General features: G+C 68.1%; 21 protein-coding genes and 1 pseudogene. 7 read left to right on the top strand and 15 right to left on the bottom strand.

Annotation, left to right across the window (positions count from 1 at the left end; all coding sequences use genetic code 11):
• Positions 1-9 precede the first annotated feature (9 nt).
• The 4 genes from rsmA to rsmI form a co-directional block, all read right to left on the bottom strand.
• A complete protein-coding gene (gene rsmA / locus LSI54_RS12350; protein WP_241478506.1) occupies positions 10-966 on the bottom strand; it encodes a 16S rRNA (adenine(1518)-N(6)/adenine(1519)-N(6))-dimethyltransferase RsmA in 957 nt (318 codons plus the stop codon).
• Positions 963-1955, bottom strand: a complete 993-nt coding sequence (locus LSI54_RS12345) for a TatD family hydrolase (RefSeq protein WP_241478505.1) — start codon at positions 1953-1955, stop codon at positions 963-965. The genes rsmA and LSI54_RS12345 overlap by 4 nt, the downstream gene beginning before the upstream one ends.
• Before the next feature lie 131 nt (positions 1956-2086).
• Complete coding sequence (locus LSI54_RS12340; RefSeq protein WP_241478504.1) at positions 2087-3961, bottom strand: AMP-dependent synthetase/ligase; 1875 nt, start codon at positions 3959-3961, stop codon at positions 2087-2089.
• Positions 3962-4027: 66 nt separating this feature from the next.
• Positions 4028-4951 carry a 16S rRNA (cytidine(1402)-2'-O)-methyltransferase gene (gene rsmI, locus LSI54_RS12335; RefSeq protein ID WP_241478503.1) on the bottom strand — a complete coding sequence of 308 codons (924 nt, stop codon included), beginning with the start codon at positions 4949-4951 and terminating at the stop codon, positions 4028-4030.
• A 52-nt stretch (positions 4952-5003) separates the two neighbouring features.
• Between rsmI and LSI54_RS12330 the strand changes: the two genes are divergently transcribed.
• From LSI54_RS12330 to LSI54_RS12315, 4 genes are all read left to right on the top strand, one after another.
• A complete protein-coding gene (locus LSI54_RS12330) occupies positions 5004-6677 on the top strand; it encodes a dolichyl-phosphate-mannose--protein mannosyltransferase (protein ID WP_241478502.1) in 1674 nt (557 codons plus the stop codon).
• A gap of 93 nt (positions 6678-6770) precedes the next feature.
• Positions 6771-7925, top strand: a complete 1155-nt coding sequence (locus LSI54_RS12325; protein WP_241478501.1) for a hypothetical protein — start codon at positions 6771-6773, stop codon at positions 7923-7925.
• A 5-nt stretch (positions 7926-7930) separates the two neighbouring features.
• Positions 7931-8632 (top strand): 5-formyltetrahydrofolate cyclo-ligase, encoded by a 702-nt coding sequence (locus LSI54_RS12320; RefSeq protein WP_241478500.1) that lies wholly within the window; start codon positions 7931-7933, stop codon positions 8630-8632.
• Between the two features lie 73 nt (positions 8633-8705).
• Positions 8706-9056, top strand: a complete 351-nt coding sequence (locus tag LSI54_RS12315; RefSeq protein ID WP_241466078.1) for an FmdB family zinc ribbon protein — start codon at positions 8706-8708, stop codon at positions 9054-9056.
• On the opposite strand, the gene cpaB is transcribed toward LSI54_RS12315, so the two are convergent.
• The 3 genes from cpaB to LSI54_RS12300 all read right to left on the bottom strand — a co-directional run bounded on the left by cpaB (position 9036) and on the right by LSI54_RS12300 (position 14239).
• Positions 9036-9779: a Flp pilus assembly protein CpaB gene (gene cpaB, locus LSI54_RS12310; RefSeq protein WP_241478499.1), complete on the bottom strand. Its 744-nt coding sequence runs from the start codon at positions 9777-9779 to the stop codon at positions 9036-9038. The genes LSI54_RS12315 and cpaB overlap by 21 nt on opposite strands.
• 369 nt (positions 9780-10148) lie before the next feature.
• Positions 10149-10397 carry a hypothetical protein gene (locus LSI54_RS12305; protein ID WP_241476732.1) on the bottom strand — a complete coding sequence of 83 codons (249 nt, stop codon included), beginning with the start codon at positions 10395-10397 and terminating at the stop codon, positions 10149-10151.
• Positions 10398-10459: 62 nt separating this feature from the next.
• Positions 10460-14239 (bottom strand): DUF4011 domain-containing protein, encoded by a 3780-nt coding sequence (locus LSI54_RS12300; protein WP_241478498.1) that lies wholly within the window; start codon positions 14237-14239, stop codon positions 10460-10462.
• Position 14240: 1 nt separating this feature from the next.
• Between LSI54_RS12300 and LSI54_RS12295 the strand changes: the two genes are divergently transcribed.
• Positions 14241-14555, top strand: coding sequence for a hypothetical protein (locus tag LSI54_RS12295; protein ID WP_241478497.1), 315 nt, complete (start codon positions 14241-14243; stop codon positions 14553-14555).
• Between the two features lie 247 nt (positions 14556-14802).
• Here LSI54_RS12295 and LSI54_RS12290 read toward each other — a convergent pair whose 3' ends face one another.
• The 5 genes from LSI54_RS12290 to LSI54_RS12275 form a co-directional block, all read right to left on the bottom strand.
• Positions 14803-15315 (bottom strand): DUF456 domain-containing protein, encoded by a 513-nt coding sequence (locus LSI54_RS12290; RefSeq protein ID WP_241466069.1) that lies wholly within the window; start codon positions 15313-15315, stop codon positions 14803-14805.
• 12 nt (positions 15316-15327) lie between these two features.
• On the bottom strand, positions 15328-16878 hold the full coding sequence (gene guaA, locus LSI54_RS12285; protein ID WP_241478513.1) for a glutamine-hydrolyzing GMP synthase: 1551 nt from the start codon (positions 16876-16878) through the stop codon (positions 15328-15330).
• Positions 16879-17234: 356 nt separating this feature from the next.
• Positions 17235-18494 carry a formamidase gene (gene fmdA, locus LSI54_RS12280; protein WP_241466067.1) on the bottom strand — a complete coding sequence of 420 codons (1260 nt, stop codon included), beginning with the start codon at positions 18492-18494 and terminating at the stop codon, positions 17235-17237.
• A 68-nt stretch (positions 18495-18562) separates the two neighbouring features.
• Positions 18563-18847: an FmdB family zinc ribbon protein gene (locus LSI54_RS13295; protein WP_446740433.1), complete on the bottom strand. Its 285-nt coding sequence runs from the start codon at positions 18845-18847 to the stop codon at positions 18563-18565.
• 52 nt (positions 18848-18899) lie between these two features.
• Positions 18900-19532, bottom strand: coding sequence for an AmiS/UreI family transporter (locus LSI54_RS12275; RefSeq protein WP_241478496.1), 633 nt, complete (start codon positions 19530-19532; stop codon positions 18900-18902).
• A gap of 274 nt (positions 19533-19806) precedes the next feature.
• Between LSI54_RS12275 and LSI54_RS12270 the strand changes: the two genes are divergently transcribed.
• Positions 19807-21120 (top strand): MFS transporter, encoded by a 1314-nt coding sequence (locus LSI54_RS12270; protein ID WP_241478495.1) that lies wholly within the window; start codon positions 19807-19809, stop codon positions 21118-21120.
• A gap of 45 nt (positions 21121-21165) precedes the next feature.
• Here the strand turns inward: LSI54_RS12270 and LSI54_RS12265 are convergent, their stop codons facing one another.
• A complete protein-coding gene (locus LSI54_RS12265) occupies positions 21166-21687 on the bottom strand; it encodes a DUF3817 domain-containing protein (RefSeq protein ID WP_241471222.1) in 522 nt (173 codons plus the stop codon).
• Positions 21688-21693: 6 nt separating this feature from the next.
• Positions 21694-22539, bottom strand: a complete 846-nt coding sequence (locus LSI54_RS12260) for an SURF1 family protein (protein ID WP_241471223.1) — start codon at positions 22537-22539, stop codon at positions 21694-21696.
• Between the two features lie 137 nt (positions 22540-22676).
• Here LSI54_RS12260 and LSI54_RS12255 point away from each other — a divergent pair, with 137 nt between their 5' ends.
• Positions 22677-23321 (top strand): VOC family protein, encoded by a 645-nt coding sequence (locus LSI54_RS12255; protein WP_241466057.1) that lies wholly within the window; start codon positions 22677-22679, stop codon positions 23319-23321.
• Positions 23322-23463: 142 nt separating this feature from the next.
• On the opposite strand, the pseudogene LSI54_RS12250 reads toward LSI54_RS12255, so the two are convergent.
• Positions 23464-23693, bottom strand: a pseudogene (locus tag LSI54_RS12250) (DUF3618 domain-containing protein); the annotation flags it as partial.

Below are 23693 nucleotides of genomic sequence, written 5' to 3'. Positions count from 1 at the left end.
GCTTCGACCCTACTTCTCGTCACTGACATGCGGGACCGCGCCGGCTGGACCCGAGCTGGCCGCGTCGCGCAGGGCGGCGGCGATCGCGGTGAACCCACTGATGCCCAGGGTCTCGCCGCGGACGGACGGATCCACCCCGGCGGCCCGCAGCACCGCCTCGGCACGGGTCGGGGATCCCGCGATCCCGGCCAGGCAGGCGCGCAGGGTCTTGCGTCGGGTGGCGAAGGCGGCGTCGATCACCGCGAAGACCTCTTCGCGGCTGAGCTCGGCCGAGGCCTCGGCGCGCCGGTCGAAGCGAACCAGCCCCGAGGAGATCCGCGGCTCGGGCCAGAAGACTCGCTTGCCGACCACGCCGGCCTTGCGCATGTTCGTGTCCCAGGCCGCCTTCACACTGGGGACGCCGTAGATCTTGGAGCCGGGCCCGGCGCAGAGCCGGTCGGCGACCTCGTCCTGGACCATGACCAGGCCCTTGCGCAGCGAAGGCAGGATCTGGAGCAGGTGCAGCACCACCGGGACCGCCACGTTGTAGGGCAGGTTCGCGACCAGCACCTCCGGGCCCGCGCCGTCTCCGAACTCGGCGAAGGACTCCGGGGTGAGCTTCAGCGCGTCCTGCTCCATCACGCGCAGGTTCGCCGCGCGCTCGGGACGGAACCTCTGCACCGTCTCGGCCAGCTGACCGGCCAGCTTGGGATCGATCTCGACGGCGCTGACCAGCGCTGATTCATCCAACAGGCCCAGGGTCAGGGACCCGAGCCCAGGGCCGACCTCGAGCACATGCTCGCTGCCGTCGAGATCTGCGAGGCTGACGATCCGGCGGATCGTATTCGGGTCGATGACGAAGTTCTGTCCCCACTGTTTAGTGGGGCGCACCCCGAGCTGGTCGGCCAGCGCCCTGACATGCGCGGCGGAGAGCAGCTGCGGAGGGCTCTGCTGCGGTCGTCCCTGCGGTGAGTGCTGATCGCTCATGTCCAGCTCCCGTAGGCCTGGGTGGTGTTGAACATGACCTGCTGACACATCGCTTCCACGTTGGTGTTGCGCACCTGGGCCATCAGCCGCATGGTCTGCGGGATCAGATAAGGCGCGTTGGGCTGCCCCCGGTAAGGATGTGGGGTCAGGAAAGGCGTGTCGGTCTCCACCAGGATCAGCTGCGGATCAGCGACCGCCAGCGCCTCACGCAGGGCGTGGGCGTTCTTGAAGGTGACCGTGCCGGCGAAGGACATGTACCAGCCGTTGGCGTTGCAGAGGCGGGCCAGGTCCGCATCGCCGGAGAAGCAGTGGAAGACCACGGCGCTGGGCAGGGTGGGCGCGGCGTTGAGCACGCTGACCACCTCCACATGGGCGTCCCGGTCGTGGATCTGCATCGCGAGTCCCCGCTCGACGGCGAGCGCGATGTGATCTTCGAAGCTGCGTCTCTGCGCAGCGACCCCTTCTTCGCCGGTGCGGTAGAAGTCCAGACCGGTCTCCGCGATCGCCACCACCTGTTCGTGGCGGGCAAGTTCGGTGATCCTGGCGAACGCAGTCTCGTAGTCGCCCTTCGCTGCCAGCACCGGCGCATCGTTGGGGTGCAGCGCGACGGCGGCCTTGAGCTGGGGGTGCTCTGCGGCGGCCTTCACGGAGAACTCCGAGGAGGCCACGTCATAGCCCACGCACAGCGCGCCGATCACGCCGACGGCCTTGGCGACCTCCAGGGCCTGCTGGACCGAGACGGAGATCGCACCGTCGCGGAAGTCCAGGTGCGCGTGATTGTCGATCACCGGCACCGTCAGCGGTTGGGGTGCCGGGGGGTATTGCAGGCGACGCTTCTTCCCGGACTGCTCCTCCGCCTGATCTCGCACGGGACCGGCGGCCGCGCCGTCGTCGTCGGGCTGTTCAGGACGGTAGGCGGCAGGGGTCTCGCCCGGCACCACGGCGGGGCTCGACTCGGCGTCTGGAAGGATTCGCTGCTGTTGGCTCACGGTGATCAACTCTATCGCCCACCCCCCGCGCGGCCTTCCACACCCCGCCCTCCGCTGGCTCCTGCGCAGACTGGGCGTGAGAAGTGCTGCAGAGACGAGCCGCGATGCAGGCGGACGTGAAGGCGGCGGCGTCAGTTCGCGTAGACCGAATCGATGACGCCCTCGAAGTCGACCAGGACCCGGTGGCGCATCAGCTTCATCGAGGCGGTCATGTGCCCGGACTCTTCGGAGAGTTCGACGTCGAGCAGCTCGAACTTCCGGATGGACTCCGCGCGCGAGACCCTTCGGTTCGCCGCCTCCACCGAGAGGCCGATCTCCTGGCGCACCCTGGGGTGCTTGGCGGCGTCGATCAACGACAGCGACCGGTACCCGTTGGCCCGGCACCAGTCCGCCACGGCGTCCGCGTCCAGCGTGATCAGCGCCGCGACGTAGGGCCTGTCGTCTCCGACCACGATGACCTCGGCCACCAGCGGGTGTGCGCGGATGACCTCTTCCATCGGCATGGGGTAGACGTTCTTGCCGCCGGCGGTCACGATGAGGTCCTTCTTGCGCCCCGTCAGCGTGAGGAAGCCGTCCTCGTCCAGGGAGCCGAGGTCACCGGTGCGGAAGAAGCCCTCCGCGTCAAAGGCCTCTGCCGAGGCCTCGGGCTTCTCGTGGTAGCCGTCGAAGATCACCGGGCCCTTGAGCAGCACCTCTGAATCGGCGGCGATCCTCACGGTGTTGCCGGGCACCGGGATGCCCACCGTCCCGATGCGGGTGGCTCCGGGGATGTTCAGCGTGATCGGAGCGGTGGACTCGGTGAGGCCGTAGCCCTCCTGGACCGGCAGTCCGATGCCGGTGAAGAAGTGGGCGATCTCGGGGTTCAGCGCGGAGGCGCCGGAGATCATGTAGCGGACGCTGCCACCGAGGCGGGCGTGGAGCTTGGAGTAGACCAGCTTGGCGAACATCGCTCGGCGTGCGCGCAGCCGCACAGAGGGCCCGGGACCCTCGCCCATCGCCTCGGCCTGCAGGGCCTTCGAGTACAGGATCGCGGTATCCTTGGCGGTCTCGAAGATCTTTCCCCTGCCCTCGGCGCGGGCCTTGGCGGAAGCACCGTGGTAGACCTTCTCGAAGACCCGCGGCACGGCGAGCAGCCAGGTGGGGCGGAAGCTGGCGAGATCTTCGAGCAGCTTCGCGGAGCTGGCCGAATGGGCCACCTGCACTCCGCGGTACAGACACATCAGCTGCACCGCGCGGGCCAGGACGTGGGCCAGCGGCAGGAAGATCAGCGTGCGGGATTCGTTCTCGCCGAGGATCTGATCGGCGAAGGGCAGAATGTTCGCCGCACCCTCGGCCAGGTTGCGGTGGGTGATGCGCACCCCCTTGGCGCGGCCGGTGGTGCCGGAGGTGTAGACCAGCGTGGCGACGTCGTCCAGGTTGGCCCGTGAGCGGGCCGCCTCGAGCTGCTCATCCGAGATGTGCTCCCCGGAGCCGGCCAGGTCATCGAGCTGGCGCACCTCTTCGATGGGCAGCACCGCAGGGCGGTTCCCGTTGAACTTCACCACGGCGGCGCGCAGGCAGTCCTGGAGCTCGACGCTTCCGGCGAGCGCAAGCGTCGCCCCGGAATCCTCGAGCACGGCGCTGACCTGGTGCACGGAGCTGGTCTCGTAGATCGGCACCGAGATCGCGCCGGCGAACCAGATGGCCTGATCCACCACGGCCCAGCTGTAGCTGGTCGGTGCCATCACCGCGACCCGGTCCTCCGGCTCGACGCCGAGTGCGATCAGCCCCTTGGAGACGCCACGAACCTGGTCCAGGAAACTGGTGATGGAGACGTCCACCCACCCGCCGGTCCCGTTGGGCACGGCGTAGACCGGCTGATGCGGGCGAGCGGCCCAGAGGTCGAGGACCCCGTCAGTGGCGTTGGTGTGCGGTTCCAGCCACGCCACCTGCGCGGTGGCGGCTTCGCGGATCTGATTGCTGCTCGTCTGGGCAACGTGTTCGCTGCCCGTATGCTCCTCGGTCATGGCCCCGCCTGCTCATCGATTACCCTGCGGTGGAGTGCCTCTCCGCTCTGGACGCCATTCTACTGTTCAACCGGACTTTTCGGCGCGCCTCAGGGCCAGGGCGGCATCATAGATCTCGCTGGCCGGGACAGAGTGTGCGGCCCCGATCTCCTTGGCCGCCGTCTTGAGCTTGGTCCCCTCAGCAACCCGCGTCAGCACGACGCCGGCCAGCTCCTCCAAGCTCATCGGCTCGCCCCCCGCTCCGGCGGGTGACCCCCCGCCGAGCACCAGGACCATCTCCCCGCGCAGGTGACGTTCAGCAGCCACGGCGGCGAGCTCGCCCAGGCCTCCGCGCAGCACCTCTTCGTAGCGTTTCGTCAACTCCCGGGCCAGCGCGGCAGGTCGGTCCTCCCCCAGCGCCGCGGCGAACTCGCGGAGCGTGGCGGCGACCCTGTGCGGAGATTCGAAGAGCACCGTGGTCCACTCCTCGGTGGCCAGCCGGTCGAGCAGCTTCTTGCGCTCCCCCGCCTTGCGCGGGACGAACCCGGCGAAGGTGAATCGGTCGGTGGGCAGCCCGGAGAGCGCCAGCGCGGTGGTGACCGCCGAGGCGCCCGGCGCCACGGTGACCCCGACGCCGGCAGCGATGGCGGTCTCGACGAGTCGGAACCCCGGATCGGAGACCGCGGGCATGCCGGCGTCGGAGATCACCAGGATCCGGGTTCCCTTCCGGGCCTGTTCCACGAGCTCCTCGGAGCGGGACGCCTCGTTGTGCTCGTGCAGGCTGAGAAGGCGGGCATGGAAGGTGACCTGCAGCGCTCGGGCCAGGTGGCGCGCGGTGCGGGTGTCCTCGGCGGCGATGACCTCGGCGGTGGCCAGGAGCCGCTTGAGCCGGTCGGTCGCGTCACCGAGATTGCCGATGGGGGTCGCGGCGAGCACGATCGGGGTGTCCCAGAGGCTGGTATCAGCTTGCTCCAAGGGGTTCTCGACCTGTTCTGCCTCGCCTGACTCCATGACACGCCCGCTTCTGATCGGTGACCGGCTTGCGCCAAGTAGCATACCCATAGTGAACCCTGCCGAGCCCGCCCGCAGCACTCCGGCCCCCGCCGGGGCGCCCGGGAGCGTCGCCGAGCCGGAAGCCGCAAGGCTGTCCCGGATGGAGCGCCGGCTCCACGCAGAACCGTACCGTCCAGGTCTCTGGGGATGGATTCTGCCCGGGCTGATCACGCTCTTAGCCGGAATCCTGCGGGTGAGAGATCTCGGCACCCCGCACCTGTTGATGTTCGACGAGACCTACTACGTCAAGGACGCCTACGCGCTGCTGCTCACCGGCTATGAGCTGGTCTGGCCGGAGGATGCCGATGACTCCTGGCTGGCTGGTGAGGCACAGCCCACCGGCGACGGCGCCTACGTGGTGCACCCGCCGCTGGGAAAGTGGCTGATCGCGCTGGGGCTGCGGGGCTTCGGCCAGGACAGCGCCTTCGGCTGGCGGATCTCGGCGGCGCTGGCAGGCACCCTGGCCGTGCTGCTGATCGCGCTCATCGCGCAACGGATGTTCCGCTCGGTCTTCCTCGGGGCGTTCGCCGGGATGCTCACCGCCATCGAAGGCCACCACCTGGTGATGAGCCGCGTGGGCCTGCTGGACATCTTCATGATGTTCTTCGTCCTCGCCGCCTTCGGCGCCCTGCTGGCTGATCGATACAGCGGACGACGGCGGCTGGCCGCCTGGGCGGTGCGCCGCAGGCCTGGTGACCGGCAGGCCAGCGGACCCTGGCTGGGGGTCCGCCCGTGGCGGCTGCTCGCCGGGGTGCTGCTCGGAGCGGCGGTGGCGGTCAAGCTCTCGGCGCTGGCCTTCCTCGCGGTCTTCGGCATCATGGTCATCCTCTGGGACCTGCAGGCCAGGCGACTGGCCGGCGTCGAGCGATGGGCGCGGTCCGGGCTTTTGAAGGATGCGCTTCCGGCGCTGGTCACGGTGCTGCCCGTTGCCGCCGGCACCTATCTGGCCAGCTGGACCGGCTGGCTGAGCACGCAGGCCGGCTGGGGTCGGCAGTGGCACCTCGAGCATCCTGCCGAGGGGCTGGCCCGACTGGTGCCGGATCCGCTCCGCTCGCTGTGGAACTACCATGTCTCCGCCGCGGACTTCCATCAGGGGCTCAGCAGCGGACATGACTACGCGTCCTCGCCGTGGACCTGGCCGTTCATGGGCCGACCGGTCTCGATGCACTACGATTCGGTCTCCGCCGGCGAGATCTATGCACAGACCGGTGAGACCTGCGCCGCGGAGACCTGTTCCTCCGCGGTCCTGGACCTGGCGAATCCGCTGATCTGGTGGAGCGGGATGATCGCCCTGTTACTGGTGGGGCTGCTCTGGGCCGGTCGCCGGGACTGGCGCTGCGGCGCGATCCTCTCCGGCTTCGTGGCCGGGCATCTGGTCTGGCTGCTCTTCCCGGACCGGACCACCTTCTTCTTCTACACGATCAGCTATCACCCCTTCCTGATTCTGGCGCTCACCGCGATCGCCGCCCTGGTGCTGCGCATCGGGACCGCTGGTCACCGCCCCGACGGGACGGCCCGCGGGGAGGGGACGATCCTGGCGGCGCGCCAGCGAAACACCGTGATCGTGCTGTGCTTCGTGATGCTGTGCGTGGCCGTCTCGGTGTTCTTCCTCCCGCTCTGGACTGCGGAGATGATTCCCTACGAGCAATGGCGGATGAGGATCTGGATCGATTCCTGGCTCTGAAACTGCGCGCGCACCCTGCGCACCCCGCGATCACCTCAGGGTCCCGGGCCTAAGCTGGAGGGAGCCGAACCGGTCGAAAGGAACGTCTCGAACATGCTTGACCCCGCCGCATCACTGCCTTCGCGCATCCTCTCCGCCGAAGAGACCCGCTGGTCAGTGGAACGCGCCTGGCCGGTGCCGGGGAAGCCGAAGATGCTGGCGGTGGAGGTCACCGCCTTCGAGGCTCCCGAGGACGCCGGCACGTCGACCTCCTCTGCCGCTGGCGCTGCGCCCCGTGCCGCCGCGTCGCGGCGCGCCCGAAGAGCAGGCTGCTTCCGCGTCGAGCACGACCGCGGTGCCGCCCGACCCAGCGAGCACCTCGACCTGTTCCCGCCCGATACGGATCCGGAGCTGCCCGCCCTGCGGCAGGCCGCCCAGGGCGGCCTCGTGATCGCCCATGAACCAGGACTGCGGGCAGTGGTGCGGCATCGAGACGGTTCGGACGAGACCTACACCGTGGTGCTGCCGGCAGGCCGCGCGACCGAGCTGCTCGACGGCATGAGACGCGCACAGGCCTTCTCCGGGCCCTTCAGGCTCCCTCGATTGATCAGCCATGATGACTCCACCGCGACGTTCCAGGCGCTGACCGGCGCCTCTCTGCACAGGCCCCAGCGGATCGGCGCGCAGGCATGGGAGACCGCCTGGGACCAGTCCCTGGATGCGTGGTCCACCGCGATCCAGCATCCGGGGGAGCTGCCCGCGAGCGCCCCGGTGCACGGGGCCGCCACGGAGATCCGTCGCCTGCAGCGCTGGGAAGCGCTGGTCAGGCCCTATCTCGTCGGGGCGGAGCTGTTCCACGCGAGCGTCATGGCCGCCTGTGACGCGTTGGCCTCGATCCCTGAGCGTCGGATGGTGCCTGCCCACCGGCAGCTCCGGGATGAAGACCTGCTGTACTCCCCCGAGCTGGGACCGGCGCTGGTGAAGGTCTCCAACGCGGGGTGGGCCCACCCCGCGCTCGACCTGGGCGGGCTGCTCGCCTGCGCCAAGTGGAACGAGCTGCGCGGCCTGTGGGACGCGCCGCGTCGCGCAGTGGTCTTCGGACTGATCAACGACGCCGCCTACCGGAACGGGGTCGCCGGCGACGCGCTGGAGGCCTATGAGAGGGCCGCGCTGCTGCGCCTGAGCGCTCAGTTCACCTTCTCGCCCGGCCTGGCCGACGCCGCAGAGGCCCTGCGCGCCAGCCTCATCCAGTCTGAATCCTGGCGCTGAGCCGCATGCCGACACACGCAGACGAGCCCGCGTCCGCCGCGGCAGCGAAGGCGGCCGCGCGATCCCGGCTCCGGTCGGCGCGCCGGGAGCTGACAGCTGACCAGATTGCGATCCGCGGCCAGGCCCTGGCCCGGGTCCTGCCGTCCGTGGTGCCCGCAGGCTCAGCGGTGGCGGGGTATGTGCCGATGCCCGGCGAGCCGGACGTGCGGCCGTTCCTCAGCGGTCACGCCGCCGGCGGGGGTGCCGTGTACGTTCCCGTAATCGCCAGCACCCGGGACCGGGTCCTCGAGTGGGTGTCCTGGGCGCCTGACGCGGAGCTGCGGCGCAGCGCGTTCGCGGCCGTCGACGAGCCGCTGGGAGACCGCCTCGGCACCCTCGCGCTGCGTGAACGCCACCCGGAGGGGCTCACCGTCCTGGTGCCCGGCCTGGCCGTGGACCAGCAAGGAGCGCGCATGGGTCAGGGCGGCGGCTTCTACGACACCGCCTTCGGAAACGACACCGCCTTCGGAAACGACGCCGACCACCAGGCCTCCACGCCCGTGGAGTCCGCCGCGGACAGTCCGACCGACCTCGCGCCGCTGCGCTTCATCGCGGTGGTCCATGCCGCGGAGGTCCTCAGCCCCGGCGCCCTCCCAGTGGAGCCCCATGACCTGCGGGTCCACATCATCGTGACCGAACGCGAAGCCACGACGCTGAGGCCCGTATAATTGATTGGCAGTATTGCCGCAGGCTGGCCGGTTGCACCTGACCTCCCAGCGCCCTTCACCTCTGAGGAATCCGATGCCCACTTACGCCTATGCCTGCAAGGATTGCAGCCATGCCTTCGACATCGCACAGAAGTTCAGCGATGACTCGCTGACCGTCTGCCCCGAATGTCAGGGCACACTGCGCAAGAAGTTCGGCTCGGTCGGAGTCTCTTTCAAGGGCTCCGGCTTCTACCGGACGGACTCCCGCGCTGCTGCCAGCTCAGGCACCGACGCCTCAAAGCGCTCCGGTTCCGACGGGGCACCTTCGAGCGCCAGCGGGAACGGCTCCTCCGACTCCTCCTCGAGCCCGGCCAAGGCTGCCTCCGGCGCGGGGTCCTCGAGCGCAGGGTCCGCGGGATCGGGTTCATCGAGCTCCTCCGACTGACCCCTCGGAGGAGGTCTCCGGCTGGTCCGAAGATCGCGGCGGCCCCGTACCGAGCAGACTCAGATGCAGCCGTCCCTCCTGGGTGGCCTGGGCGATGGACTCCGCAGTGGCGGGATCCACCGCAAGGATCACGACGCCGCCCGCCTCAGTCCCGCTGGGCAGCCAGTTCTCCGAATCATCCTGCGGGGCCCACAGCACCGGCGCGGCGGTCGCCACCAGCTGTGCGGACGTGCCACGCTCGGGGATGTCGCTCGAGGCCAGCACATCCACTCGCTGCCCCGGCGTGAGCAGTGCGACCATCGCCGGATCGGCCGGGCGCACCGGCACAGCCACCGTGCCGGGGTCCTGTCCGGCGAGCAGCCCGGGCCCCACCAGCTGATCCGGGTGGATCAGCGCCCCTGCCGGGAGCGGCACGGCGACCTGTCGTCCCAGCACCTGCTCCGCCTCCACGGCGTAGTCCCGTGGAACCGCCGCGACATCCACCTGGACCTCTTCCATCACGGCGGCGCTCAGCCGCTCCCCCGCGCCGATATCGGCGCTTGCCCGCAGCGCCGGCGTGGTCTCCACCTGCCCTTGAACTCCGGTGAGCACCGCTGCACCGGCGGCGCCCAGTCCCAGCAACAGGGCGAGGGGGATGCGGAACCGCTGGATCAGCCGGGGCAGCCCGGCACCGCGCAGTCGGCGGCTGATCCGCGGCGGCCTGACCCTCTGCCCCCGGGCCACGCTGCTCCGATCGGTTGGCATCCGCGGCGCCGATGGGTGAGCAGCCGGTATCCGCCGGGCACGTCTCCGCGGAGATCGTTCCCGGGTCGGCGCCGGCGGCTGAGAGCGGCGCCGACGCGGTCGCTGCGGAATGAACGGACCCGTCGATTCGGTGGCCGGTTCACCCCGGCGGGCGCGGGGGCGGGCCTCGTCAGCGCCGCGGGTGCCTGGACGGGTGCGTCGATCGGAACTGATGCTCTGCATGGCCACCAGCGTCCACGAGGAGCGCGGCGCAGGTGCCGCAGCTCCTTGCGCTGTGGAGTCGGGCGACTGACGGCCCTCTCCCCGCGGCCTGGGGAAGATGACCCCGGACCAGCGTGTGGTCCCGGGCTAACCCCAGTGCGGGGGACGCTGACTCAGAATCCACTGCTCATGGGCGGTCAGTGGCACACTGGGCGCGGAGCCCTCGGTCTTCTGCGTCCTGCCGGGGGTCTCCTCTTCTGCGGCGCTGGGATTCTGTGCGGCAGCCCCCGCCCCGCGGCCGGGGACGGAGTCTGCAGCGCCGAAGGGCTCGGTGCTGAATGGGTCGGTGAAGTCAGACTCCACCTCATGGGACTGGCCCGAGGTCGGTGGGGCCACCACGCGCCGTCGTCCTCTCCGCCCGGCGCGTCCGGCGCGTCCGGCGCCACCGGGCCCAGGCCCTACTGCTTCCATGCCCCGCGCTCCCGCGGCGGCAGCCACTTCTTGGACTTCCGGTGTGAATCCTCGTCCTCGAGGTCCGCCGCGCCGCCGAAGCGGATGCCCTCGCTGCGGGCAACCTGCTCCCGGCCCTTGCGACTGCGGGGGGCCGCCCCCGCAGTGTGCACGGTGATCCGGCCTGACTCGGCGAACTCCGGTCCCGAGGCCAGCCCGACCTGTTCGGCGACGACTTCGGTGCAGCGCACCGGGTTGGAGAAGACCTCGATGGTCCAGAGCGCCATGTAGGTCCAGCCCAACGCCTCAAACGCGGCGGGGCGCTGCCTCGAGCGTTCGCGCACAGACATCGCGCCATAACTTCTGGTCCCGTCGGAGACCATCGCCACCGGCACCATCGGCTGGTCCGGGGTGAACCTGCGTGAGCAGGCGGCGAGGTCCAGGGTCCCGCGGAACCCGTCCTCCACCCGCCCGCCGCGGGCCCGGATCCGGTCCACCAGGTCCAGCACCAGCGGATCGGTCAGCTGCGCCGACGCGGTGGGGTTGTCCGACCCTTCGAGACCGAGCCTGATCAGGTCGTAGATCTCCCGAGCGCCGTTGGTCAGCGAGGCGGGGTTCATGTCGGCGTTGGAAAGCGAGGTGACCACGCGCAGGTGCTCACGAGCTCGGGTCAGCGCGATCGCGAAGTGTTCGCGGCCGCGCGCCTCGGAGAGCTCCCCGAAGCGGGTCGCGGCATCTCCCTTCACCGAGCGGCCGAATCCGAGGCTGAAGATCACGTCGTCGCGGACCAGGCCGGCGGCACGCTCCACCGGGGTCACCACGAAGCCCTCGCCGTGAGCGCCATCGGTGAAGAACTCTTTGGCCCAGCCATGGTTGGCGAGGTTCAGCCGGATCGCGTCGGCCAGCCGGCGGGCGTGCCATGCCGAGCCGGTGATCACGGCCAGCGAGTGCCCGCGTCGTGAGCGCACATGCTCGAAGACCATGTCCACCACCCGGTTGACCTCCCCGGTGGGTGACTCCACGGCGTCGCGGTATCCGGCCTGGATGCCCGCGACCAGCTCCACGGTGAAGCGACGATCCTGGCCGGTCAGCTGGGCGGCGTCGGGGAGTCGCGTGAGCTCGCCGTCGTAGAGCGCGGACGAGAGCAGCCCGGTGAGCTCCTGATCGACCCCGCGGTGGACCTGACGCAGCGCATAGTGCGGGAGCACGGCGGCCAGCTCGGTGTAGATCGAGGCGGGGCGGGGCTGCTCGGCCTCGCGCGCGACCGGATCGGCGGAGACGTGGAAGGGGGTGGGCGAACCGGCCACCGGGTCACCGAACGCCACCACCTGGGCGGCACGGGTCACCGCGTTCAGCGCCGTGGGCACGGCGAGCGATTCGGCATCGAGCAGGATGACGACGTCGGCGCGGTATTCAGGCGGGAACTGCTCTCCCAGCCCCAGCGGCGAGGTGGTCCAGATCGGGACCAGCGGCTGGGTCACCTTGGAGTTGATCGCCTCCAGGGCCTCGATGGTGGGGGTGGAATCGCGCAGCAGGGCGCGCAGGTTCGCGGCCGCCTGCGGGTGGGCCTCCACGGCGGACTTCCAGCGCACCGCAAGGGCGTGACCCAGTCGCTGGGCGCTGGACTCGATGTGCCCGGCGTCGGATTCGCGGAAGGTCTCCTCGATGCTGCGCAGGTTCTCGCCGGTGGTCATCGCCAGGTAGTCGTCACCGGAGATCATCGCCTCCAGCGCGGACTGCCACCAGGCGAGCTCCAGCTCCTCGCCGACGACGTTCGCGCTGATCCCACGCTCGGAGAAGTCCTCCATCAGGTCCCGGAAGCCCTGCTCGCGCAGCTGTTCGCCGAGCAGCGTGCGCTCGGGCAGGGTCTCCAGCGGCTTCTCATCCGCGGCCAGGGTCTCCACGGTCTGCAGCAGCTCTTCAATGGGCATCTCGGTCAGTGATCCCGTCTCCAGGACCTCATCGAGACGCTGCAGCCGGGCCTGGACCTTCCCGAAGCTGTCACAGAGCGTGTCCAGCCGGGGTGGGACCTTCGGCGCGGAGTCGGAGATGGACCACTGGTTCCACTCCTCCCGCTCGGACTGCACATCGATCAGCGAGGAGTGCAGGTCTCCGATGGCGACGCCGGGGCGCACGTATTCCTTGGCGACCCGGCGCAGCCGCGAGCGGGTCACGGAGGTCATCTCCACGTTGTTCTGTCGGCGCCACCAGCCCGGGGCCGTGGCGGCGATGAGGTCGTCCACCGCGCGGGCATAGACGTCGTGGCTGAACCTGCCCAGCGATTCCTGCACCCGCTGGAAGAGCAGCACCTGGCTGTTCCACTGGCTGAAGGTCGCACCCGCGGTGATCCCGGCGGCCTGGCATGCCGAGACCATCATCTGCTGCAGCTCCGGCAGCTCCTCACGCAGCTGGACGACCAGGGCCATAGCGTCCCGGGTCTCCTGCCGGTTGGACAGGCGCGCGTTGAACCAGGGGCTGTCGCGGGTCTCGGCGGAGAAGGCGCCCAGCTCGGCGGCGCGCTTGAGCTTCACGGTGATCTGGCTTCGGTCCACGGTGTGGTCCAGCACCGAGCGTTTGAGCCGGACAGAGGTCGACGGCGCGGGCGTCAGGCTGGTCAGCGCGGCCAGGGCCTGCATGGCCTGGTAGGGCGAGCAGTCCCAGCGGCGGCGCACATTGTGAAGCGACTTCACGTGGTCCACCAGCTGGTGGCGCGACTTCTTCAGCCTCGAATGCACGGTTCCCAGTCGGGGCGGCTCGGCCCGCTCATTGCGCCGGATGGCGCGGATGAGCTGGTCGCGGATGTCTTCGGAGGTCGCGGCGGCGGAGATGTTGCCCGCCAGCGTGCCCAGGTGGACCTGCGCGAGCCGGTCCTTGAACTGTTCCAGGGTGGCGGTGCGCTCGGCGAGGACCAGCACCCGCCTGCCCTGCCAGGCGAGGCCGGCCGCGGCGTTGATCGCGGTCTGGGTCTGACCGGTGCCGGCGGGCGCGGAGACCACGACGGACTGCCCGGCGAGCACCGCGTCCAGTGCGGCCTGCTGGTGCGGATCGGCGTCGGCGACCAGGCGCTCGTCGCGGGGTTCCCGATCATCCACCGAGGGCAGGTCTTTCAGCGTGCGATCGGCCCGGGTCTGCCCCAGCGGCTCACCGGTGGCCATGGCATGGATGACGGGGTGATCGAGCTCCAGCCCCGTGGGATCACCCAGGAAGGTCAGGTCCGCAAAGGTCGAGACGTAGAGCTGGCGCCACACCTGCACCGAGTGCAGGGTGTCCACGCCGGCGGCGATGCGCGCGAGCGTGTCCGCGGGACGGTTCGGGTCGAAGCGGGCTGTCACATAGCCGGTGTTGTGGAACTCCACCGGGTCCAGTCGGGTGCCGTGCCGGGCGGCCAGGTGACGGATCAGCGCGGGGTTGAGCCGGGCGGCTGCGCTGAACTGGATCTCGAAGTCACCGCTGCCGTCCTCACGCGGGCGCAGGGTGATCGGCACCAGCATGATCGGAGCTGTGAAGTCTTCGGTGAACTGCTCGCCGGAGGAGGCCTGGCCAGCGTCCTCGGTCCAGCTGACCACCCCGGCGGCGAGGAACCCGACGTCGATCCCGCGCTCCTCGGACATCTCCCGGGTCTTGGCCCGGATGCCCTGGGCGGCGTGCTTGCCGATGGTGAACGCGTTCTGATCGTTGAGCAGCGTGGAGAGCCGGGTCTTGCGACCCGCCATGAGCTGCATCATGCCCGAGGAGTTGGCGTCGGTGAGGTCGATGGCGTTGTGCTGGTTCGGGGAGAAGCGAAGCATCGTGTCGTTCTCGGTGCCGGACCCCATTGATTCCAGCCAGGCGGCCACCGGGTCTCGACCATCGGGGCGGGAGCCGACGGAGGCTGGGGAGTCCGCGGAGTCGGGTGAGGCTGGGGACTGCGGCGAAGCCGGGGACCCGGGCGAAGCAGGCGAGTCTGGGGACTGGGGCGAGTTCGGGGAGCTCGGCGAGCCGGGAGACCCTGCCGAGGCAGCCGAATCAGCGGAGCCTGCCGAACCTGCAGACTCCGCGGTGGACGCCGATGCCGCCGAGCTCGCGGTGGCGCGGGCGGCGTCGTCGGAGGTGTCACGGCGCTGATGCTCCGTCACAGGTTCTGCCGGCCCATTCTCGGACGACAGGTCCCACTCCTCAGCGGCTGGTTCTTTGCTCACAGACGACCTTCCACAATCCCCACCGGGGTGGGCTCACGCCCACTCCGGCACCCCCGTCTCCGTCAGGAATGACGAGGATCGCCGATAATTACATGCATTGAAGTCTAATGATCCCGACGGCACAACCTGCAATCGGTCTCAGCCTGACCTTGAAGCCGCTGGCCCGTCCCGGATCAGGAGACGAAGTTGATCAGCGAGCCGATCAGGAACGCCGAGATCGCCAGTCCGGCGAGCAGGAATTCGAGCAGGATCCCAAGTCCGACGGCGCGCAGCGCGTGCAGGCTCGCTGTCCCGGCGGCGAGCCAATCGCGCTCTCGACGGACGAACTCCGCGCCGAAGAGCCCCGCGGCGAAACCGATGAAGAGCCCCAGCGGCGGGAATACGATCAGCCCGACGAGCGCCGTGACGACGGCGATCATGATCGGTCCGCGCGGGATCTGTTGCCGGTGCAGCGATCGACCGGTGAGCACCGTGGAGCTTCCCCAGCCGATCACGGCCAGAACGACGCCGATGATCGCCGTGGTCCAGACGACCGGTCCGCCGAGCAGCAGCGCCCAGACGATCAGGGTGATGATGATCAGCAGCGAGCCGGGCAGGATCGGGAGCACGACGCCGAGCGCGCCGATGACCAGCAGCAGCCCGGCGATGACGGTGGTGATCGCCTCAGCGGCGGAGGAGTCGAGCATGAGTCTTCCGACTCACTCCCATTCGATGGTGCCTGGCGGTTTGGAGGTGACGTCCAGGGTGACCCGGTTGACCTCTTCGACCTCGTTGGTGATCCGGTTGGAGATCTTGGCGAGCAGCTCATAGGGCAGCCGGGACCAGTCGGCGGTCATCGCGTCCTCGGAGGAGACCGGGCGCAGCACGATCGGGTGACCGTAGGTGCGGCCGTCGCCCTGGACGCCGACCGAGCGGACGTCGGCGAGCAGCACGACCGGCATCTGCCAGACCTCCTGGTCCAGCCCCGAGGCGGTGAGCTCCTCGCGGGCGATGGCGTCGGCCTTGCGCAGGATCCGCAGCCGGTCCTCGGAGACCGAGCCGATGATCCGGATGCCCAGGCCGGGGCCCGGGAAGGGCTGGCGCTGGACGATCTCGGCGGGCAGGCCGAGCTCGGCCCCGACGGCGCGGACCTCGTCCTTGAACAGCGCGCGCAGCGGCTCGACGAGCTTGAAGACCATGTCCTCGGGCAGGCCGCCGACGTTGTGATGGGACTTGATGTTCGCCGCGCCCTCACCGCCGCCGGATTCCACCACATCGGGGTAGAGGGTGCCCTGGACCAGGAACTCGACCTTGGCACCGTCAGCGGCCGCCTCGGCGAGCACGGCCTTCTCGGCGCCCTCGAAGGCCCGGATGAACTCGCGGCCGATGATCTTGCGCTTGGTCTCTGGGTCGGTGATGCCCTCGAGCGCGGCGAGGAAGCGTTCGCGCTCCTCGGCCACATAGAGCCTGGCGCCGGTGGCCGCGACGAAATCGCGCTCCACCTGTTCGGCCTCACCTTCGCGCAGCAGCCCGTGGTCGACGAACACGCAGGTCAGCTGGTCTCCGATGGCCTTCTGCACGAGGGCGGCGGCCACAGCGGAGTCCACACCGCCGGAGAGTCCGCAGATCACACGGGAGTCTCCGACCTGGGCGCGGATCGCGGTGACCTGTTCTTCGACGATGTTGCCGGTGGTCCACTCCGGGGTCAGGCCGGCCCCGATGTAGAGGAAGTTCTCGATGACCTGCTGGCCCTGGGGCGAGTGGCGCACCTCGGGGTGCCACTGCACGCCGTAGAGCCTGCGCTGCTCATCGGCGAAGGCTGCGACGGGGGCGCCTTCTGAGGAGGCGAGGACTTCGAAGCCCTCGGGGGCCTTCTGCACGGAGTCGCTGTGCGACATCCAGGTGGACTGGACCGCGTCGGTGCCGGTGAGCAGCGAGTGCGGGGCGTTGACGCTGCGCACCGCGGTCTTGCCGTATTCGCGGTCGCCGGTGCGGGCCACCTCGCCGCCGAGGCTGTGCGCCATGGCCTGGAAGCCGTAGCAGATGCCCATCACCGGGATGCCGGCCTCGAACAGCTCGGTCTCGACCTCTGGGGCGCCCTCGGCGTAGACCGAGGAGGGTCCGCCCGAGAGGATCACAGCGGAGGGGTTGCGCGAGATGATCTCGGCAGCGGCGAGGGTGTGCGGGACGACCTCGGAGTAGACCCGGGCCTCGCGGACGCGGCGGGCGATGAGCTGGGCGTACTGCGCGCCGTAGTCCACCACCAGCACGGTCTGGGCCGCGGAGTTGGACCGCTCCACGGCGGGGACAGCAGAGTCTGCGGAATCGGGCTGAGAAATCACCGCTCCATCCTAGCGGTCCGGGTGTTGTCGCCTGTCCCCGGGTCCTCCACCCACCTCCCTGGGACGCAGCCGGGCGGGATATCGAGTCGTCCGGCGCTCATGACACCCGTTCGTGCCCCAGCGATGGGAGCCCCGCCAAAGATTCTGGCGCGCCGCACCAGGTCTGCGCTGACAATGAGCAGATAGGTCTGCCGCGCGCCTGCAATGGGTGAGCGCCCCCACTTGCTCATCGAAGAGCTCCTTGTCCTGGATGAGGGCGCTCACCACTTCACGTTGCGCGCGGGCTATTTCTGATTGGCTGCGCGGGGCGCACCGATCCCTGGATCGATCTGCACGGGACCCGACGCGGAGGGGCGAACGTCGAAGTCGAAGATCGCGGTCGGCAGGTAGACCGTGGAACACGAGTTTGGAATGTCGACGACGCCGGACAACCTCCCTTCGATCGGCGCTGCGCCGAGCAGCAGATACGCCTGCTCGGGGCTGTAGCCGAACTTCGTCAGGTAGTCGATCGCATGCAGGCATGCCCGCTGATATGACAGATGCGAGTCAAGGTATCGCTGCTCGCCATCGAGAGTCACCGAGGTGCCTGAGAACGCGAGCCACTCGCTGTACTGCGGATCGACGTTGCCTGGCATGAAGATCGCGTTCTCCGAGACGCCGTAGGTCTCCATGCCACCCTTGATGACATCGACCCGGAGATCGATGAACCCGCCCATCTCAATGGCACCGCAGAACGTGATCTCGCCGTCTCCCTGTGAGAAGTGCAGGTCGCCGAGAGAGAGGTTGGCGCCGTCGACGAACACGGGATAGAAGACACGACTCCCCTTGGTGAAGTTCTTGATGTCCTGGTTTCCCCCGTTCTCGCGCGGCGGAGCAGTGCGGGCCGCCTCGGATCCGACTCTGTTCCATTCCGCCTGATCAAGCCCCCCGAGCACGGCATGCTCCGACTCAGGAGGGAGCGCGAGCGGAGGCACACGGTCTGGATCCGTCGCGATCAGTGCACCCTCACGGGCATTCCATTTCGCCAGCAGCTCCGCCGAGGGCGCGGTACCCATAAGGCCCGGATGGACGATGCCGGTGAAAGAGACTCCAGGTACATGGCGTGAGGTGGCAGTCTGCCCCGAGAAATCCCACACCGCCTTGTAGGCGTCTGGGAACTGCTCGGTGAGGAAACCACCACCATTGTTCCTCGAGAAGATACCTGTATATCCCCAGCCCTGTCCGGCGAGCGGACCGTCGTCTTCCTGTGGAATAGGGCCGACGTCCAGAATGTCCACGATGAGCAGGTCTCCGGGTTTGACCCCCTCCACGTGGAACGGGCCGCTCAACGCGTGGACCGTGAGCAACGGCGCATTGAGGATGTCCTCTGCGGAATCATTGTTCTCGATGGCCCCGTCGAACCATTCTCGGCAGTCGACGCGGAAACTTTCTCCCGGCTTCACGGTCGCTACGGATGGAATCTCAGGATGCCAGCGATTGTGTCCCAGCTTTTCCTGGTCACCGAACTTTTTCGAGGAATCTAACTTGAATATTGTCTTCGGCATTTTGGTTTCTCCTTATGAATTCAACATCGCCTGTGGTCATGTCAAATATCTGGCAGGAAAACCTCCGTTCAGGTCCGCGGGAGAGTCGCGTGAAGAGGATTAGTGGTAATCGGAGTCGACCGCCCTGCCTGGTGCGGCAACTGGGAGACAACGTCGGGCTCGTGAGCGCTTCGCAGGGAACTCTCCACGGCTCGGAACGCTGTAGTACCTGCTCGAGACAGGTTCACTGAGGTGATAATCCGCACCGCTGATCCATCGCATTGCTGGCACGCCCGCTTTCGCGGCACTTCATCCATTGTGTAGGAGGCATCGAAACTGCAACCTTCATCGCACCGGAAGCTGTAGAGCGGCATATGACCTCACCATCCTGTTGATATCGGACACCCAAGCGGAACCTTTCGAGTCTCATGGCGACGCATTCAACGGGTCTTTGTCGCGAGAGACGCTCACCCTGTTTGGAGCTCCTAGAAGCCAGGCCAGGAGAAACAGCACCACTGCAAGCGCCGCCCCGATCAGCGCTGCTCCATCTCCGGTCGGGTAGTTCTGGGTGAGCAGCAGGAACGAGGTGACGGCTCCGGTGAAGATCCCGAGGAACAGCGTGAACCAGCCAGTACGCCGCTGGATGCTGACCTTGCCGAGTCCCAGCAGCACGAAGAACATGAACCAGAGCACTGCCCAGGAGAACCAGATGACACCGAACAATGGGTCGTCTACCAGCGTGAAATTCAGCGTTCCGTAGACAACGGCGCAGGCCGCGACAAAGAGAGAAAACCAGCCCAGACCCTCACCTGGAGCATCGGTCAGGACATTCCATGCGACATACAGGTAAGTGAAGCCGAAGAGAAAGAGTCCTGACGCACCGAGTATGATCTCGGGATCACCTTCAGACTGTGCAAGAATAATGGTCGGGAAAACCACCTGCATGGCTCCGACGAACAAGTTCATTGCAGCGGCGGCTTTACCGGGAACCACATCCAACAACATCAAGCCATTGATGATCAGAACCGCACCAACATAGAGCAAACCCACACTACCCATGACCGCCTCCTTGCGATGCCGAGTAAAGGTCGCGAAGAATATCAGTCTCTCCCCTGAGCGAGCAAATGTCCAGGATTTTTCAGGCCCAGACGGAAATCGAGGGTCAGCGATGTGCGGACGCATGCCCTGATTGCCGCCGTCTCGACCTGGTGTCTCGGTGTGGACCAAGCGGACCCCGCCCTGCCGGGCGTCGGTGATCAACGTCCGGGGGCTGGACGGGACCAGGATGACTACGAGGGCTTGCCTGCCCTGCGCCCGGTGTAGGTTATCGACCATGTATTCAGGGGGCGACCAGCAGCGGGACAAGGTGCGACGAATCGACGTCCAGCGGCGCACGCTCACCGTCGTCGTCTTCAGCCAGATCCTCGGCGGCGCCGGCCTGGCCGCCGGAGTCACCGTGGGCGCCCTGCTGGCCCAGGAGATGCTCGACTCTGCGAGCCTGGCCGGGCTGCCCATCGCCCTGTTCACGCTGGGCTCCGCGCTGGCGGCGTTCTCCGTGGGGCGGGTCAGTCAGCGCTGGGGCCGCAGGGTCGGACTGGGCATCGGCTTCACCGCCGGCGGGCTCGGAGCGATCGGGGTGGTGGCTGCCGCGGTGGAGGATCATGTCCCGCTGCTCTTCTTCGCGCTGTTCATCTACGGCGCCGGGACCGCGACGAACCTGCAGGCCCGCTACGCCGGGACAGACCTCGCACCTGAATCACGCCGCGGCACCGCGATCAGCATCGCGATGGTCTCCACAACCCTCGGTGCGGTGGCCGGACCGAACCTGGTGGAACCACTCGGGGATCTGGCGAGGAGCCTAGGAATCCCACCACTGGCGGGCCCCTTCCTCCTCGCCGCAGCGGCATACCTCGCCGCCGGAGCGATCCTGTTCATCTTCCTGCGGCCGGATCCGTTCTTGCTGGCGCGTGAACTTGCGGAGATCGAAGCGGCCGACGCCGCCGCAGAGCAGTCCGCGGAGCAGGCCGCCGCAGAACCTGCCGCCGCCACAGGGCCCTCCCCTGCCCCGAAGCCTGAGACCGGGGCGTATATCGGCGCCACGGTGATGGTGCTCACCCAGGTCGCGATGGTCGCGATCATGACCATGACCCCGATCCATATGCTCGCCCATGGCCACGGTCTGAGCTCGGTGGGGCTGGTGATCGGGCTGCATGTGGGCGCCATGTGGCTGCCCTCGCTGGTCACCGGGATCCTGGTGGACCGCTTCGGTCGGATCCCGATGAGCGTCGCGGCGGCGGTGATCCTGCTCAGCGCAGGCCTGGTGGGGGCGGTCGCCCCCGGGGATTCGCTGGAGCTGCTGGTTCTGGCGCTGATCCTGCTGGGGGTGGGCTGGAACGTGGGTCTGATCGCGGGCACGGCGCTGGTCGTGGATGCGACCATCCCGGAGAATCGCCCGCGCACCCAGGGCGGCATAGATGTGCTGATCGCCCTCGCCGGAGCCGGCGGCGGGGCGATGTCGGGGATGGTGATGTCCGCGACGAGCTTCGAGCATCTCTCGCTCGGCGGCGGCCTGCTCGCACTGCTGCTGATCCCGGTGCTCTTCTGGGCCCGCCGGACGCGCGCCCGGCCGATACCAGCTCACCGCTAGATCCGGTGCCGAGAGCCACCTCGTGCCAGCGGCCCGAGACCGCGCTCAGTAGCGGCGCACGGCCTCCGGGTTGGACTCCATGTCCACCCTGACCTCGCGGGCGATCTTGCGCTCCACCACGAAGCTCAGGAACGGCACGACGCCGCCCAGCACGATGGTGACCAGCCGGCCGACCTTCCAGTTCATCAGGTACCAGAGCCGGAATCCGGCGATGATGTAGATGACGTAGATCCAACCGTGGATCACTGCGATCCAGTAGGAGATTCCGGTGCCGTCCATCACCGAGTCCTTCGGGTGGAAGCCCAACGTGTTCTCCGCCCCTTCGGCGGTGGTGCCGCCGGCGTAGAGCTCGTAGCCGAATCCGTAGTCCATGATCATCTTGGCGACCAGGATCAGCAGCATGATGCCGGTGATGAAGGCGAAGACCTTGTAGAAGGTCAGCGAACCCTGGATCTGCGCGGCGGTGCCGCCGAAACGGCGCTGCTTGGGCCGCGGCGGCGCCGGAGGGATGTCATCGGCGATCTGGGGATCGGTCACGGGGGAATCGCCCGTACGGGAATCACTCATGAGTCTCTAGTCTTTCGCTTGGGTCTGCTGCCGCAGGGCGAGCTGCTCGGCGCGCCACTGCTCCTGCCATTCGCGGTCCAGCCGCTCTTCCTCCAGCTGCTTCTCGTGGGCGTCCTTGACCAGCCGCCACCAGAGATAGAAGGCGAACCCGGCGAAGACCGTCCATTCCACCCCGTAGAAGAGGTTCAGCCAGTTGATGTCCGACGTCTCGGGCTGCGGGTCGACCTGCACCGGTTCCATGCCGGAGGACGACGACGCCGCACCCACCTCCGCGCCGCTGGCGTCTGAGCTCTCGAAGGCTACGACGAAGCCGGAGTAGCCCGGCTCGTCCCACACGTTGATGAGCTCTGCCGGGGAGAGGGTGGGGAAGATCTGCGTCCCATCGGCGGACATCCCGCGCTGACCCGGTCCGGGAGCCTCGGGAGGAAGAAGCCGCCCTTGGATCTCGAGCGGCTCGCCGGAGGGAAGCTCATCGGCGTCAGCCGGATCCGTGACCCAGCCGCGCACCACCGGGATGATGTTGTCATCCGGCGCATCGTCGGGTCGGAAGGCCGCGACCACCCAATAACCGGATGTTCCGTTCTGCAGGCGTTCATCGATGATCACCTGGGTGTCTTCGAGGAACTCACCGCTGACGTCCACGATCCGGTCGGCTTCGGCCACCGTCATCGGCTGCTGCGGCTGGTGGGCCTCGGTGAGCGGGACCGGGGTCTCGGTGACCTCTTCGGTCGGGGGCGGTTCAGAGCTCGATTCGCTGAACTGCCAGGCGCTCAGCACCACGAAGACTGTGGCCAGGACCAGCGCCAGGGCGAGGGTCCCGATCCATTTGGGCTGCAGAGCGGTCTTGAGCACTTATCAAGGATACGCGCCATGCGGAGGCTGGGGGCGCCGTCGTCGTGATGTTTCTACAATCAGTAGAAAAACGCCGGATAAGTATGAATATTCAACCCGATTTATATCTCTGCGCCCAGTGGTGTCATGATGGCAACATGATGCGCCTCGATCACGTCTCGTATGCAGTCGGTCCCGATGGAATGAAAGCCACGGTGGAACGAATCACCGATGCGCTGGGCGTGGAACGCGTCCGCGGCGGCATTCACCCACGTTTCGGCACTCGCAATGCGATCATTCCGCTGGAGAACCGGCAGTACCTCGAGATCGTCGAGGTGCTGGACCACCCCAGCGCCGACAAGGCCCCCTTCGGCCAGGCCGTGCGCAACCGTTCCCTGGTGGGCGGCGGCTGGATGGGCTGGTGCGTGAGCGTCGATGACCTCTCCCCCTTCGAGGAGCGGCTGGGACGCAAGGCCGTCCCGGGCAACCGCAAGTTCCCCGACGGTCAGGAGCTGACGTGGCAGCAGATCGGGATCAAGGGACTCATCGCAGATCCTCAGGTGCCCTACCTGCTGCGCTGGAACGAAGGCACCTACGGACTGCACCCCTCCCAGGCCTATCCGCCTGAGGCGGCGCTGACGAAGCTGAGCATCGCAGGCTCCCCAGACCGGGTCACCCAGTGGCTGGCCTGCCCGAACGTAGACCCCTTCGAGGACGTGGACGTGGAGTGGATCGCACCCTCCGGAACGCCGGGCATCATGTCGGTGACCTTCCGCAGCCCCAAGGGCGACGTCACCATCTGAGCCGCCTCCGGCGGGTCCGTATACTCCCTCTCACCACATGCGAAGGCGGGGCCCACCATCGGTGGAGCCCCGCCTTCGCATGTGAGCGTCCGATCATTCGGTCTTCAGCTCGACCATACGGAGACCCTCGGGGATCTCGGTCTCAGCTGCCGCGGACCTCCTCTGCCGAGGACCTGGCCGAATCCGTGACGGTGCTCTTCTGCTCCTGACCCTCAGACCTCACGTTCTGAGCGCTCTCCGCCGCAGAATCACGAACCCGCTGCACAGATTCCTGCGCAGGCTCCTTGAGCTCCTCAGCCATCGACTGGACCTGACCCTTCGCGTCATCGACCAGCGGCTGAGCCTGATCCTCAAGCTTCGCCGCCGCCTTCT

The sequence above is a fragment of the Nesterenkonia sp. AY15 genome, from assembly GCF_022565855.1.
Taxonomy (GTDB): domain Bacteria; phylum Actinomycetota; class Actinomycetes; order Actinomycetales; family Micrococcaceae; genus Nesterenkonia.
Note: the sequence above shows the minus strand (reverse complement) of the source record. Positions and strands in the feature narration are given on the sequence as shown.